General features: G+C 66.1%; 10 protein-coding genes and 1 pseudogene. 9 read left to right on the top strand and 2 right to left on the bottom strand.

The window, feature by feature from the left end; genetic code table 11:
- The 7 genes and pseudogenes from ACEU5R_RS30575 to typA all read left to right on the top strand — a co-directional run.
- Positions 1-215, top strand: a pseudogene (locus ACEU5R_RS30575) (23S rRNA pseudouridylate synthase B); the annotation flags it as partial.
- Positions 216-675: 460 nt separating this feature from the next.
- Complete coding sequence (gene rimP, locus ACEU5R_RS30570; RefSeq protein ID WP_103273396.1) at positions 676-1,173, top strand: ribosome maturation factor RimP; 498 nt, start codon at positions 676-678, stop codon at positions 1,171-1,173.
- On the top strand, positions 1,170-2,648 hold the full coding sequence (gene nusA, locus ACEU5R_RS30565) for a transcription termination factor NusA (RefSeq protein ID WP_212318337.1): 1,479 nt from the start codon (positions 1,170-1,172) through the stop codon (positions 2,646-2,648). Before rimP ends, nusA begins: the two co-directional genes overlap by 4 nt.
- 94 nt (positions 2,649-2,742) lie before the next feature.
- Positions 2,743-5,790 carry a translation initiation factor IF-2 gene (gene infB / locus ACEU5R_RS30560; protein ID WP_392413554.1) on the top strand — a complete coding sequence of 1,016 codons (3,048 nt, stop codon included), beginning with the start codon at positions 2,743-2,745 and terminating at the stop codon, positions 5,788-5,790.
- A gap of 27 nt (positions 5,791-5,817) precedes the next feature.
- A complete protein-coding gene (gene rbfA / locus ACEU5R_RS30555; RefSeq protein ID WP_103273399.1) occupies positions 5,818-6,219 on the top strand; it encodes a 30S ribosome-binding factor RbfA in 402 nt (133 codons plus the stop codon).
- A 40-nt stretch (positions 6,220-6,259) separates the two neighbouring features.
- Entirely contained in the window at positions 6,260-7,009 is a 750-nt protein-coding gene (truB, locus tag ACEU5R_RS30550) for a tRNA pseudouridine(55) synthase TruB (protein WP_392413552.1), read from the top strand.
- Positions 7,006-8,829: a translational GTPase TypA gene (gene typA, locus ACEU5R_RS30545; RefSeq protein ID WP_103273401.1), complete on the top strand. Its 1,824-nt coding sequence runs from the start codon at positions 7,006-7,008 to the stop codon at positions 8,827-8,829. Before truB ends, typA begins: the two co-directional genes overlap by 4 nt.
- Positions 8,830-8,962: 133 nt before the next feature.
- Here the strand turns inward: typA and ACEU5R_RS30540 are convergent, their stop codons facing one another.
- Positions 8,963-9,355 (bottom strand): 4-oxalocrotonate tautomerase, encoded by a 393-nt coding sequence (locus ACEU5R_RS30540; RefSeq protein ID WP_103273402.1) that lies wholly within the window; start codon positions 9,353-9,355, stop codon positions 8,963-8,965.
- Between the two features lie 134 nt (positions 9,356-9,489).
- On the opposite strand from ACEU5R_RS30540, the gene ACEU5R_RS30535 reads away from it, so the two are divergent.
- On the top strand, positions 9,490-10,350 hold the full coding sequence (locus tag ACEU5R_RS30535; RefSeq protein ID WP_392413550.1) for a LysR family transcriptional regulator: 861 nt from the start codon (positions 9,490-9,492) through the stop codon (positions 10,348-10,350).
- An 85-nt stretch (positions 10,351-10,435) separates the two neighbouring features.
- Here the strand turns inward: ACEU5R_RS30535 and ACEU5R_RS30530 are convergent, their stop codons facing one another.
- Entirely contained in the window at positions 10,436-11,065 is a 630-nt protein-coding gene (locus ACEU5R_RS30530; RefSeq protein WP_103273404.1) for a TIGR00730 family Rossman fold protein, read from the bottom strand.
- Between the two features lie 52 nt (positions 11,066-11,117).
- Here ACEU5R_RS30530 and polA point away from each other — a divergent pair, with 52 nt between their 5' ends.
- Positions 11,118-13,835, top strand: a complete 2,718-nt coding sequence (polA, locus tag ACEU5R_RS30525) for a DNA polymerase I (protein WP_392413548.1) — start codon at positions 11,118-11,120, stop codon at positions 13,833-13,835.
- The last annotated feature ends 81 nt before the right edge of the window (positions 13,836-13,916 follow it).

Genomic DNA, 13,916 nt, shown 5'->3' with positions numbered 1-13,916 from the left:
GGGCCGGTCGCGGCGGCAACAAGGCCGAAGGGTCGCGCGCCGCGGGCAAGGGCGCGGGCGGTCAGGCTGGCAAGAGCGCGGGGCAGGGCGGCAATAAGTCGCGTTCGTCGCGCGGTTCCGCGCCGCGAGGCGATGATTGGCAGCCGCGCGGCGCCAGCGCGCACGAGTCGCGTCTGGGCGTGCTGGGTGGCGGCCGGGGTCGTCAGGGGCGCTGAGTCCTGGCCGGCGCTTGCTTGAGGTCGTTCCACCCTCTTGGCGGAGCGGCTGCTGGCGGGGCTTGCCGGCTGATTCGTCCCGCTTAATCGTAAGCCCGTGAGGTATCAGGTATTTTTCCGGTTTATCTGGTAAAATCAATGGTTTTCATGGCTTTCGCGTCTTTGCGTGCCTTCGCCAGCCCTGCGGGTTGCCCCTATACAGGGGATACCCGCAAGTGATGCCAGCAGAAATGCAAGCATCAGGCAGGCTTGAAGGGCGAGGCGCAAAGCGGCGCTTTTGCCAGCGGTGCCTTTTTGGGGCGTGCGCGGGCGAGGCAGGGCAAATCGGCCGGGGCCGATTGCCGCATTTTTAGGTCGCAATTTGGGCGCTGCCTGGCATTGCTCCTTACGTGAAGTAGGGCAGCGGCCGGGCATTGCGCAATACGATGGGCTGGGCGTGCAGCCCATTTTTTTTGAGTATATGGCTGATTTATTCGCATTGACCGAAGAGGCTCTGGCCGGCATGGACGTCGAACTCGTCGACGTCGAGCGTGCCGCCCTGGGCCTTTTGCGCGTGACGATCGATCGGATCGGCGGCGTGCGCATCGAAGACTGTGAGCAGGTGTCTCGCCAGCTGTCGCGGGTGTACGAAGTCGAGAACGTCGACTACAAGCGGCTCGAAGTCGGTTCGCCGGGCGTGGACCGTCCGCTGCGCACCGAGGCCGAGTTCCGCCGTTTCGCGGGCGAGCGCATCGAGATCAAGCTGCGCGAGGCCATGGATGGACGCAAGGTCTTCTCCGGCACGCTGGTCGTGCCCGAGGATGACGCCGAGCCGCAAGCCGGCCAGGCGCAAAAGACCGTGTTCGGTCTCGAATTTGAGGCAAAGAAGAACGAAGTGCAGGTGTTGAACTTCTCGCTCGACGATGTCGAGCGCGCAAAACTGGACCCCGTTCTGGATTTCAAGGGCAAAAAGCGATGAGTCGCGAAATTCTTCTGTTGGTCGATGCCTTGGCGCGCGAAAAGAACGTCACGCGCGACGTGGTATTCGGAGCACTCGAAAGTGCGCTGGCCTCGGCCATGAAAAAGCGTTTCAAGGACGACGCCGAAATCCGCGTCTCCATCGATAGGGAAACCGGCAGCCACGAAGGGTTCCGCCGGTGGCTGGTCGTGCCCGACGAAGCGGGCCTGCAAGAGCCAGACAAGCAGGAAATGCTGTCGGACGCCCAGGAAATGGTGCCTGGCATCCAGGCTGGCGAATACATCGAAGAGGCCCTCGAGCCCGTCGAGTTCGGCCGCATCGGCGCCCAGGCCGCCAAGCAGGCGATCCTGCAGAAGATCCGCGACGCCGAGCGCGAGCAGGTCCTGAACGACTTCCTGGATCGTGGCGAGACCATCGTGTCCGGCACCATCAAGCGCATGGACAAGGGCGACGTCATCGTCGAGACCGGCAAGATCGAAGCCCGCCTGCCGCGCTCGGAAATGATCCCGAAGGAAAACCTGCGCGTGGCCGACCGCGTGCGCGCCTATGTGCTGCGCGTGGACCACGCCGCCCGTGGCCAGCAGGTCATCCTGTCGCGCACCTCGCCGGAATTCATCCGCCAGCTGTTCGAAAACGAAGTGCCCGAGATCGAGCAGGGCCTGCTCGAAATCAAGGCCGCCGCCCGTGATCCCGGCGTGCGTGCGAAGATCGCCGTGGTGGCTTACGATAAGCGCATCGATCCCATCGGCACCTGCGTGGGCATGCGCGGTTCGCGCGTGACCGCGGTCCGCAACGAGCTGGGCGGCGAACAGGTCGATATCGTGCTGTGGTCCGAAGACCCGGCGCAGTTCGTGATCGGCGCGCTGGCCCCGGCCAACGTCGAGTCCATCGTCGTCGACGAGGACAAGCACGCGATGGACGTGGTGGTGGACGAGGAAAACCTGCCCAAGGCCATCGGCGCCAAGGGCCAGAACGTGCGCCTGGCGTCCGAGCTGACCGGCTGGCAGATCAATATCATGACGCCGGAAGAAAGCCTGAACCGCCAGGAAGTCGAGCGGTCCGCGCTGCGCGCCACGTTCATGAACAAGCTGGACGTCGACGAGGAAGTCGCTGACATCCTGATCGACGAAGGCTTTACCGGTATCGAGGAAATCGCCTACGTTCCCATGCAGGAACTGCTGGAAATCGAGGCGTTCGACGAAGACACCATCAATGAGTTGCGTGCCCGCGCCCGCAATGCGCTGCTGACCGAGGCGATCGCCCAGGAAGAGCGTCTTGAGACCGCGCAGGATCTGTTGGAACTCGAAGGCGTGACGCCCGAGCTGGCTGCCAAGCTGGCCGAGCGTCAGGTGCATACGCGTGACGATCTGGCCGAACTGGCGACGGACGAGCTGGCGGAAATCGCCGGTCTGACCGAGCAGGAAGCCAGCGATCTGATCATGCGTGCCCGTGCCCATTGGTTCGACGAGGAATAACCATAAGGACACGCGTCCGCGGCGGACGGAGCGCTTTCATCCGCCGCGAGTTCACGTTGTTTGTCATAGCTGCATATAGGGAAGAGAGAGCCTAATGTCGAGTAACACCGTCGCCCAGTTCGCTACCGAGCTGAAAATGCCTGCCAACGTGCTGCTGGAGCAGTTGCGTTCGGCTGGCGTTGACCTCAAATCGGTTGACGATTCCGTCACCGACAGCGACAAGGCGAAATTGCTCGACTCGCTGCGTCGGGCCCACGGCGCGACCGAAGGCAAGAAGATCACCCTGACGCGGCGCCAGACCTCCGAGATCCGTCAGGCGGACGCCACCGGTCGCTCGCGCACTATCCAGGTCGAAGTGCGCAAGAAACGCGTCTTCGTCAAGCGCGATCCGTCCGAACTGGCGCAAGAGCACGCCGCCGCCGTGCGAGCGGAAGAAGAAGCCGCCGCCGCTGCCGCAGAAGAAGCGAGCGTGCCGGCAACGGCCGCGCCCGCCGCTCCCCAGGAGCCGATCCGCGAAGCCGCGCCCGTGCAGGCGCAGGCTCCCGCCGAGCCGGCGCCCGAGGCCAAGCCCGTCGTAGTCGAAGCGTCCGAGCCGGCGCAAGCGGCTGCGCCCGTTGAATCCGTCGCGGCCGAAGCGCCCGCCCCCGTCAAGGAACAGGCCCCTGAAGTCCAGGCGCAGCCCGAGTCCGAATCGACGCCGGCACCCGCTCCTGCCGAGCCCGTGGCCCAAGAGGCCAAGCCCGAAGTCAAGACTGAACCCGCCGAGCCCAAGGCTGAAGAAGCCAAGCCGGAACCCGTTGTGCTAGCTACCAAGTCAGAATCCTCTTCCTCGCAGGCCGCCGCGCCTGCCGCGCAGGCCCAGCAGCCCGCCGCCAAGTCCGAACCCGCCAAGGCGCCCGCGAAGGCTGAACCCGCCGCCGCGCCCAAGGCCGCCCGTCCCGCCGACACGCGTCGCGCCATGCCGCCGGTGGCGTCCAACGCCGCCCGCGACGAAGCGCGCCGCGCCGCCGAGGCCGAAGCCGCCGCGCTGCGCGAGATGCTGAACCGTCCGCGCAAGGTGCTGCGCGCTCCCGAGCCGGAAGCGCCTGCCGCGCCTCTGTCGGGCACGCTGCACAAGCCGGCCGGCAAGACCGCCGCCGCGCCCGCTGGCGCCGCCAAGAAGGACGCCAAGCCGGGCGCTCCCGGTTCGAAGAAGACCATCAAGACGGCCGAAGTCTCCTCGACCTGGTCCGACGACGCCTCCCGCAAGAAGCCGGCCGACAAGCCGGCGGCGCCTGCCAGCCGCGACGGCTGGCGCGCCGGCGGCAAGGGCGGCGGCAAGTCCGGCGGCCGTGGCGGTCGCAACCAGCAGAACGATCGCCGCAACGAGCCGGCGCCGCAGGAATTCATCGCGCGTGAAGTCCACGTGCCCGAGACCATCAGCGTGGCCGACCTGGCGCACAAGATGTCCGTCAAGGCCGCGGAAGTCATCAAGCACCTGATGAAGCTGGGCCAGATGGTCACCATCAACCAGGTGCTGGACCAGGAAACGGCCATGATCGTGGTCGAGGAACTGGGCCACGTCGCCATCGCCGCCAAGCTGGACGATCCGGAAGCCTTCCTGGACGAATCGGCCACCGTGTCGGAATCCGAGCAACTGCCGCGCGCGCCGGTCGTGACCGTCATGGGCCACGTCGACCACGGCAAGACCTCGCTGCTGGACTACATCCGCCGCGCCAAGGTCGCCGCGGGCGAAGCCGGCGGCATCACGCAGCACATCGGCGCTTACCACGTCGAAACCGAGCGCGGCATGGTCACCTTCCTCGACACCCCGGGCCACGAGGCGTTCACCGCCATGCGCGCCCGTGGCGCCAAGGCCACCGACATCGTCATCCTGGTGTGCGCGGCGGACGACGGCGTGATGCCGCAGACCCGTGAAGCCATCCACCATGCGAAGGCCGCCGGCGTGCCCATGGTCGTGGCCATGACCAAGATCGACAAGCCCAGCGCCAACCCCGACCGCGTCAAGCAGGAACTGGTCGCCGAGGAAGTGGTGCCGGAAGAATACGGCGGCGACGTGCCCTTCGTGGCCGTGTCCGCCAAGACCGGCGAAGGCATCGACGATCTGCTCGAGAACGTCCTGCTGCAAGCCGAAGTACTGGAACTGAAGGCGCCGGTCGACGCCTCCGCCAAGGGCCTGGTCATCGAAGCCCGCCTGGACAAGGGCCGCGGCCCGGTCGCCACCATCCTGGTGCAAAGCGGCACGCTGCATCGCGGCGACGTGGTGCTGGCTGGCGCCAGCTTTGGCCGCGTGCGCGCCATGCTGGACGAGAACGGCAAGCCCATCCAGGAAGCCGGTCCGTCGATCCCCGTGGAAATCCAGGGCCTGACCGAAGTCCCGGCCGCCGGCGACGAACTGATGGTGCTGTCCGACGAGCGCAAGGCGCGCGAAATCGCGCTGTTCCGCCAAGGCAAGTTCCGCGACGTCAAGCTGGCTCGCCAGCAGGCCGCCAAGCTGGAATCCATGTTCGACAACCTGGGCGAAGGCACGCAGACCCTGGCGCTGATCGTCAAGACCGACGTCCAGGGCTCGCAGGAAGCGCTGGTGCAGTCGCTGACCAAGCTGTCCACCGACGAAGTGCGCGTGCAGGTCGTGCACGCCGCCGTGGGCGGCATCTCGGAAAGCGACATCAACCTGGCCATCGCGTCCAACGCCGTGGTGATCGGCTTCAACGTCCGCGCCGAAGCCAGCGCCAAGAAGCTGGCCGAGTCCAACGGCATCGACGTGCGCTACTACAACATCATCTACGACGCCGTGGATGAAGTGAAGGCAGCCATGTCGGGCATGCTGGCGCCCGAGAAGAAGGAAGAAGTCATCGGCCTGGTCGAGATCCGCGAGGTCTACAGCATCTCCCGCATCGGCAACATCGCCGGTTGTATGGTGCTGGACGGTCTGGTCAAGCGCGACTCGCAAGTCCGCCTGCTGCGCAACAACGTTGTCCAGTGGACCGGCCATCTGGAATCGCTGCGCCGCTTCAAGGACGACGTCAAGGAAGTCAAGTCGGGCTTCGACTGCGGTCTTACGCTGCGCGGCAACAATGACATCCAGGTGGGCGACCAGCTGGAAGTCTTTGAAATCAAGGAAATCGCGCGTACGCTGTAAGGCAGCGTCCGTGAGCTTTATCTCTACATGAGCCGTCACAAGTCCAAAGCCATCCCCGGCCGCAATCTGCGGCTGGCCGACCAGATCCAGAAGGATCTGGCCGGGATCATCCAGCGCGAGATCGACACGACCCGCGCTGGACTGATCACGCTCTCGGGAGTGGAGCTGTCGACCGACTACGCGCACGCGAAGGTGTATTTCACGGTCCTGGGCGCCGAGCCCGAGGCCGCGACCGCCTTGCTGAACGAGAAGGCCGGCTGGCTGCACTCGCAGCTGTACAAGCTGCTGCACATTCATACTGTCCCCACTTTGCGCTTCTTCCACGACGAGCAGATTGCCCGTGGCATTGAAATGTCGATCCTCATCGACCGCGCGAACCGGTCCGGCCCCCATTCGGGCGTGCCTGACGAACCTGAAGACCAGTCCTGATCGGGCTGTCGTCGCTGCTTCAACTTTCCGGATTCCGACGATGGCTAAACGACGCGGGCTTGCGCTCGACGGTGTGCTGTTGCTCGACAAACCTGTGGGTTTGTCGAGCAATCACGCCCTGCAGCGCGCCAAACGCACGGTGGACGCGGCCAAGGCCGGTCACACCGGCACGCTCGACCCTTTCGCTACCGGCCTCTTGCTGTGCTGTATGGGCCGGGCGACCAAGATTTCCGGCGCCATGCTCAACGCCGACAAGACATATCGCGCTACGCTGCAATTTGGCGAGGAAACCGATTCCGGCGACCTGACCGGCAACGTCGTCGCCACGGCCGCGCCCGGCTTCACGGTCACGAAGCAGGCGCTGCGCGATGCGCTGTCACGTTTTTCGGGCACGATCGAGCAGATTCCGCCCATGTACTCGGCGCTCAAGCGCGACGGCAAGCCGCTGTACGAGTATGCGCGGCAGGGTATCGAGCTGGAGCGGCCGCCGCGCCAGGTCACGATTTACCGCATCGAGCTGCTGTCCCTGTCCGGGACGCAGGCAGAGATCGATGTCGCATGCAGTAAAGGCACGTACATCCGCACGCTGGCCCAGGACATCGGGCGCGCGCTGGGGTGCTATGCCCACCTGGCGGCGCTGCGGCGCACGCACGTCGGGCCGTTTTCGCTGGACCGCGCCGTCACGCTGGACGCCTTGCAGGCCATGCCAGACCCCAAGCAGGCATTGCTTGCATTGAACGAATTGCCGGAGGGCCTGCTGCCTTCCAAAACCTTAAAGGACTCGCTATGACTCGCGCCCTGCGCAACGTCGCCATCATTGCCCACGTGGACCACGGCAAGACCACCCTGGTCGACCAGCTGCTGCGCCAATCGGGCACCTTCCGCGAAAACCAGGCGCTGACCGAACGGGTCATGGACTCGAACGACCTGGAAAAGGAACGCGGCATCACCATTCTGGCCAAGAACTGCGCCGTCGAATACCAGGGCACGCACATCAACATCGTCGACACCCCGGGACACGCGGACTTCGGCGGTGAAGTCGAGCGCGTGCTGTCCATGGTGGACGGCGTGCTGCTGCTGGTCGATGCGGTCGAAGGCCCGATGCCCCAGACCATCTTCGTGACCCGCAAGGCGCTGGCCCTGGGCCTGAAGCCCATCGTCGTGGTCAACAAGGTCGACCGTCCGGGCGCGCGCACCGACTTCGTCATCAACGCCACGTTCGACCTGTTCGACAAGCTGGGCGCCACCGACGAGCAGCTGGACTTCCCGGTGGTGTACGCCTCGGGCCTGTCGGGCTATGCCGGCCTGACCCCCGACGTGCGCGAGGGTGACATGCGCCCGCTGTTCGACGCCATCCTGCAGCACGTGCCGCAGCGCGACGACGATCCCAACGCCCCGCTGCAGATGCAGATCATCTCGCTGGACTACAGCAGCTACGTGGGCAAGATCGGCGTCGGCCGCATCAACCGTGGCCGCATGCGTCCCGGCATGGAAATCGCCTACAAGTTCGGCCCTGAAGGCCAGGGCGGTCGTGGCCGCATCAACCAGGTGCTGAAGTTCCATGGCCTGGAGCGCGTGGTGGTGGATGAAGCCGAAGCCGGCGACATCGTGCTGATCAACGGCATCGAGGAAATCGGCATCGGTTCCACCGTGATGGATCCGGTGGCGCAGGAGCCGCTGCCGATGCTGCGCATCGACGAGCCCACGCTGACCATGAACTTCATGGTCAATACCTCGCCGCTGGCCGGCCGCGAAGGCAAGTTCGTGACCAGCCGCCAGCTGCGCGACCGCCTGGACCGCGAACTGAAGTCCAACGTGGCGCTGCGCGTGCGCGACACGGGCGACGACACCGTGTTCGAAGTGTCCGGTCGCGGCGAACTGCACCTGACCATTCTGCTGGAAACGATGCGCCGCGAAGGCTACGAGCTGGCCGTGTCGCGTCCGCGCGTGGTGTTCAAGGAAATCGATGGCGTCAAGTGCGAGCCGTTCGAGTCGCTGACCATCGACGTCGAAGACGCCCACCAGGGCGGCGTCATGGAAGAGCTGGGCCGCCGCAAGGGCGACCTGCAGGACATGCAGCCGGACGGCCGTGGCCGCACCCGCCTGGAATACCTGATCCCGGCCCGTGGCCTGATCGGCTTCCAGAACGAGTTCCTGACGCTGACGCGCGGCACGGGCCTGATGAGCCACATCTTCCACGAATACGCGCCCATCAAGGAAGGCTCGATCGGCGAGCGCCGCAACGGCGTGTTGATCAGCCAGGACAACGGCGACGCCGTGGCCTACGCGCTGTGGAAGCTGCAGGATCGCGGCCGCATGTTCGTGAACCCGGGCGAAGCGCTGTACGAAGGCATGATCATCGGCATCCACAGCCGCGACAACGACCTGGTCGTGAACCCGATCAAGGGCAAGCAGCTGACCAACGTGCGCGCCTCCGGCACGGACGAAGCGGTGCGCCTGGTGCCGCCGATCCAGATGTCGCTGGAATACGCCGTCGAATTCATCGACGACGACGAACTGGTCGAACTGACGCCCAAGTCGATCCGCCTGCGCAAGCGCTACCTGCAAGAGCATGAGCGCAAGCGCGCCGCCCGCGAATCGGCGGTGTAAGCATGGCGCGGGGCCCGGCCCCGCGATGCGCTTCCCGCGTCGGACGTGGACGAGAAAATGCCCCTTGATCGCTCAAGGGGCATTTTCTTTGGCCGGACAATCTGCTCGCAGACTGGCTCCGGGGGCCCGTGCCTCAGCCGTGCTGATGCCGGTATTCCTGCGTCCGGCCGCCATACCCATACGCCGCGGCGCGCGCATCGATCACGTGTACATACGAGCACTCGTGCAGCTCGCCCAGGATGCCCCGGAAGGCATCGTAGATATCCTGGATGTAGCGCGCCTTCTCCGCCTTGGTGTTGGTCTCGTCGGTGACGCTGATGTCCAGGTGGAAGGCGTTCCTGCCCAGTTCGGACAGCGCCTGCCCGCCGATGAACCATTGTTCATGAGGGATGTACTGCAGCGTGATGGCGATGACCGGCAGCTTCTTGCCCAGCACGGACTGCGTCAGGCCGGCGACGGATTCGACGACGCGGCGGCTGACGGTGGGATCGGGTTGGCCGGACAGGTGGACGACGATGTGGGGCATGGCAGGCTCCTTCAAGTGGAGGATCGGATCGGAAAGGCCGGATGGCTGGAGCCAGTCTAGGTGTTGCGTTGACATCGGAAAAGCGGGAATTTATGATCTTATCCATCGTTAAATCCGTTGGATAAGGACTGCCCATGGCCGGTTTCGATCTGGATCAGCTACGCACCCTGGTCGCCGTGCTGGATGCGGGCAGCCTGACCGCCGCCGCCCCGCGCGTATTCCTGTCGCAATCCTCGGTCAGCGAGCAGATGCGCAAGCTTGAGGAGCGCGCCGGCCAGCCGCTGTTGTTGCGCGGCAAGAATGGCGTGACGGCGACGCCAGCGGGCCTGCGCCTGCTGGAACATGCCCGCGCCATCCTGGCGCTCAGCGACGCGGCCTATCGCGACCTGCGCGGCGTGCCCATGCGCGGCGAGCTGAACCTGTGCATCACGGATTATTTCCGTCCCGGCGATGTAGCGCGCATGCTGCGCCGGCTGAACGAGCAATATCCGCAGTTGCGGCTGTACGTCAGGATCATGAAGAGCGGCGAGATCGAGAGCGCCTATGCGCGCGGCGGCATCGACGTGGGCGTGTCCATGGTCGTCCAGGAGGACGGCGCGGCGGACGGAATCCCGGCAGGCGAGATGCTGCGGCGCGAACCCTTGATGTGGATGGCGGCGCAAGGCGCGCGGCCAGGATGCGACCCGCTGTCGCTGCTGGCCCTGCCCGAGACCTGTGCATTGCGTCAGTACGCCGAGCGCACCCTGACCCGTGGCGGCATCGCCTATGCCGTGGCGCACGTGGCCTCAGGCGTGGCCGGCCTGCAACTGGCGCTGGCGGCGGGGTTGGGCGTGGCCTGCCTGAACGAGTCGGCGCTGGCGCCGGGCATCGCGCGGCTGGATGCGCCGGACCTGCCGGCGTTGCCGCAGGCGGCGTTCCGGGTGCTGCCTGCCCGGCCCGGCGAGGATGCCTTCGTCGCCAGGGCGCGCGAGGTAATCACGCAGGCCCTGCGCTGACACGACGCCGAAGCGGCGTCCAAGGGGCATCGAAGGGGCAGGTATGGGGCAGGCAAGGCCGCCGCGAGCGGCGGCCTGCCATGCGTCAAGCTGGCAGCGAGGGCGCGTAGCGCGCGTCGGCGTTGCTGACCTGGGCGTGGAATTCCGCCACCTTGCGCACGACCTTTTGCGGATCGTCCTCGATGATGAACAGGTTCAGGTCGTGGGCGCCGATCATGCCGTTGCTCAGCAGCTGCGCGCCCAGCCATTCGACCAGGCCGGACCAGTATTCGCTGCCCACCAGCACGATGGGCGCGGGCGGCACCTTGCCGGTCTGGATCAGCGTCAACGCTTCGAAGAGCTCGTCCAGGGTGCCGAAGCCGCCCGGCATCGCCACGTAGGCGAAGCTGTGCATGAAAAAGGTGGCCTTGCGCGAGAAGAAGTACTCGAATGACAGGCTGATGGTCTGGTATTCGTTGTTGTGGGCCTCGTGCGGCAGGCTGATGTTCAGCCCGATGCTGGTGCCGCCCGCTTCGAATGCGCCCTTGTTGGCCGCTTCCATGATGCCGGGGCCGCCCCCGGCGATGACGGCGAAGCCGGCCTGCGCCAGGGCCTTGGAGATGGCGACGGTGGTTTCATAGTGCGGGGAGTTGCGACTGACGCGTGCGCTGCCGAAGACACTGACCGCGGGCCCGATGTGTGCGAGCTTTTCTGCCGCTGTCCGTATCTCTGACATAATCAGCGGAATTTGTTTGCCGGCGGGTGTACTCATATCTGCCTTTGTAACCATGAAAAAAACCTTATTGCTGGTCGACGGTTCAAGCTACTTGTACCGCGCTTTCCACGCTATGCCTGATTTGCGCAACGCGCAAGGCGAACCCACGGGTGCGCTCTACGGCGTGGTGAACATGCTGCGCAAGCTTGTATCTGACCATAAGGCAGAGTATGCCGCATGTATTTTCGATGCGCGCGGCAAGACCTTCCGGGACGACCTGTACCCGGACTACAAGTCCCACCGCCCGCCCATGCCCGAAGACCTGGCGGCGCAGATCGAGCCCATTCACCGCGCCGTGCGCGCGCTGGGCTGGCCGGTGCTGGCCATCGAGGGCGTCGAGGCCGACGACATCATCGGCACGCTGGCCTGCCGCGCGGCGGAGCAGGGCGTGGACACCATCGTCTCCACCGGCGACAAGGACCTGGCCCAGCTGGTCAACAGCCAGGTGACACTGGTCAACACGATGAGCGGCGAAGTGCTGAACGAGGCCGGCGTGCTGAACAAGTTCGGCGTGCCGCCGGATCGCATCGTCGACTACCTGATGCTGGTCGGCGACACCGTCGACAACGTGCCCGGCGTGACCAAGGTCGGCCCCAAGACGGCGGCCAAGTGGATTTCCGAGTACGGTTCGATCGACCAGCTGATCGCCGACGCCGACGGCGTCAAGGGCGTGGCCGGCAACAACCTGCGCGAAGCGATTCCGAACTTCCCGCTCACGCGCCAGCTGCTGACGGTGAAGTGCGACTGCGACCTGACCGGTCATGTCGAGAGCATCGAGGACCTGGCGCCGCGCGAGCGCGACGACGCCACCCTGGTCGAACTGTACGAGCGCTACGGTTTCCGCACCTGGCTGCGCGACCTGACCGGCGACGCCGAGCGCGTGCCGGCGGGCGATGCGCGCGTCGCCGCCGCGCCGCCCGTGGCGCCGGCGGAACAGGATTACCGCATCATCGCCGATTGGGACGCCTTCGACGCCTGGATGGCCAAGGTCGCCGAGGCGCCGCTGGTGGCGCTGGACACCGAAACCACCTCGCTGGATGAAATGCAGGCCCGGCTGGTGGGCCTGTCGATGGCGGTCGCGCCCGGCGTGGCCTGCTACATCCCGGTTGCGCATCGTGGGCCTGACGGCGCGGAACAATTGCCCAAGGACGAGGTGCTGGCGCGGCTCAAGCCCTGGCTTGAAGACGCCTCGCGGTCCAAGCTGCTGCACCACGCCAAGTACGACGCCCATGTGCTCGAGAACGAAGGCATCAAGCTGGCCGGCATCGCCGAGGACACCATGCTGCAGGCCTATGTGCTGGAATCGCACCGTGGCGTGGGCCTGAACGATCTGGCGCAGCGCTACCTGGGCCGCAGCGGCGTGTCATACGAAGACCTGTGCGGCAAGGGCGCCAAGCAGATCGGCTTCGACGAGGTCGCGGTCGACAAGGCCGGCCACTACGCCGCCGAGGACGCCGACTTCACGCTGCAGCTGCATCACGCGCTGCGGCCGCAGGTCGAGGCCGACGCCGGGCTGAACCGCATCTACCTGCTGGAAATGCAGGTGTCGGCGGTGCTCACCATCATCGAGCGCAACGGCGTCAAGGTGGACGCGGCCGAGCTGGGCCGCCAGAGCCACAAGCTGGGCCAGGAAATGCTGCAACTGGAGCAGAAGGCCTATGAGCTGGCCGGGCAGCCCTTCAACCTGAATTCCCCCAAGCAGTTGGGCGAGATCCTGTTCGGCCGCATGCAACTGCCGGTGGTGCGCAAGACCGCCGGCGGCGCGCCGTCCACCGACGAGGAAGTGCTGACCAAGCTGGCGCAGGACTATCCGCTGCCGCAGGTGCTGCTGGAATACCGCGGCCTGTCCAAGCTGAAGTCCACCTATACCGACAAGCTGCCGCGCATGGTCAATCCGGCCACCGGGCGGGTGCACACGCATTATTCGCAGGCCGCGGTCATCACCGGCCGGCTGGCCTCGTCGGATCCCAACCTGCAGAACATCCCGGTGCGCACCGAGGCGGGCCGCCGCGTGCGCGAGGCCTTCATCGCCGAGAACGGCATGCTGCTGTCGGCCGACTATTCGCAGATCGAGCTGCGCATCATGGCGCACGTGTCCGACGACGCGAACCTGCAGCGCGCCTTCGCGGCGGGCGAGGATATCCACCGCGCCACGGCATCCGAGGTGTTCGGCGTGTCGCTGGATCAGGTCAGCTCCGAGCAGCGCCGCGCGGCCAAGGCCATCAACTTCGGCCTGATCTACGGCATGGGCGTGTTCGGCCTGGCGTCGAACCTGGGCATCACGCGCGACGCGGCGCAGGCTTATATCGACCGCTACTTCGCGCGCTATCCCGGCGTGGCGATGTACATGGAAGAGACGCGCCGGCTGGCTCGCGAGCAGGGCTATGTGGAAACCGTCTTCGGTCGCCGCCTGCAACTGCCTGAGATCCGCGGCGCTTCGGGCCCGCGCCGCCAGGGCGCGGAACGCGCGGCCATCAACGCGCCCATGCAGGGCACGGCGGCGGACCTGATCAAGATGGCCATGGTGGCCGTGCAGGACTGGCTGCAGGCCGAGGGCATGCAGACCCGCATGATCATGCAGGTCCACGACGAACTGGTGCTGGAAGCGCCTGACGCCGAAATCGAGGCGGTGCGCGAGGCGCTGCCGCGCCTGATGTGCAACGTGGCCGAGCTGCGCGTGCCGTTGGTGGCCGAGGTGGGCGTGGGCAAGAACTGGGAGCAGGCGCACTAGCGCGCTCGCGCATTGCCGTCTCTCGAGCAGGGGGGGGGGGGGGGGGGGGGGGGGGGGGGGGGGGGGGGGGGGGGGGGGGGG

The organism is Achromobacter sp. 413638 (genome assembly GCF_043119405.1).
In the GTDB taxonomy this organism is placed as follows: Bacteria; Pseudomonadota; Gammaproteobacteria; order Burkholderiales; family Burkholderiaceae_B; genus Achromobacter.
The sequence above is the reverse complement of the archived record's forward strand: the minus strand, read 5'-3'. Positions and strand labels throughout refer to the sequence as shown.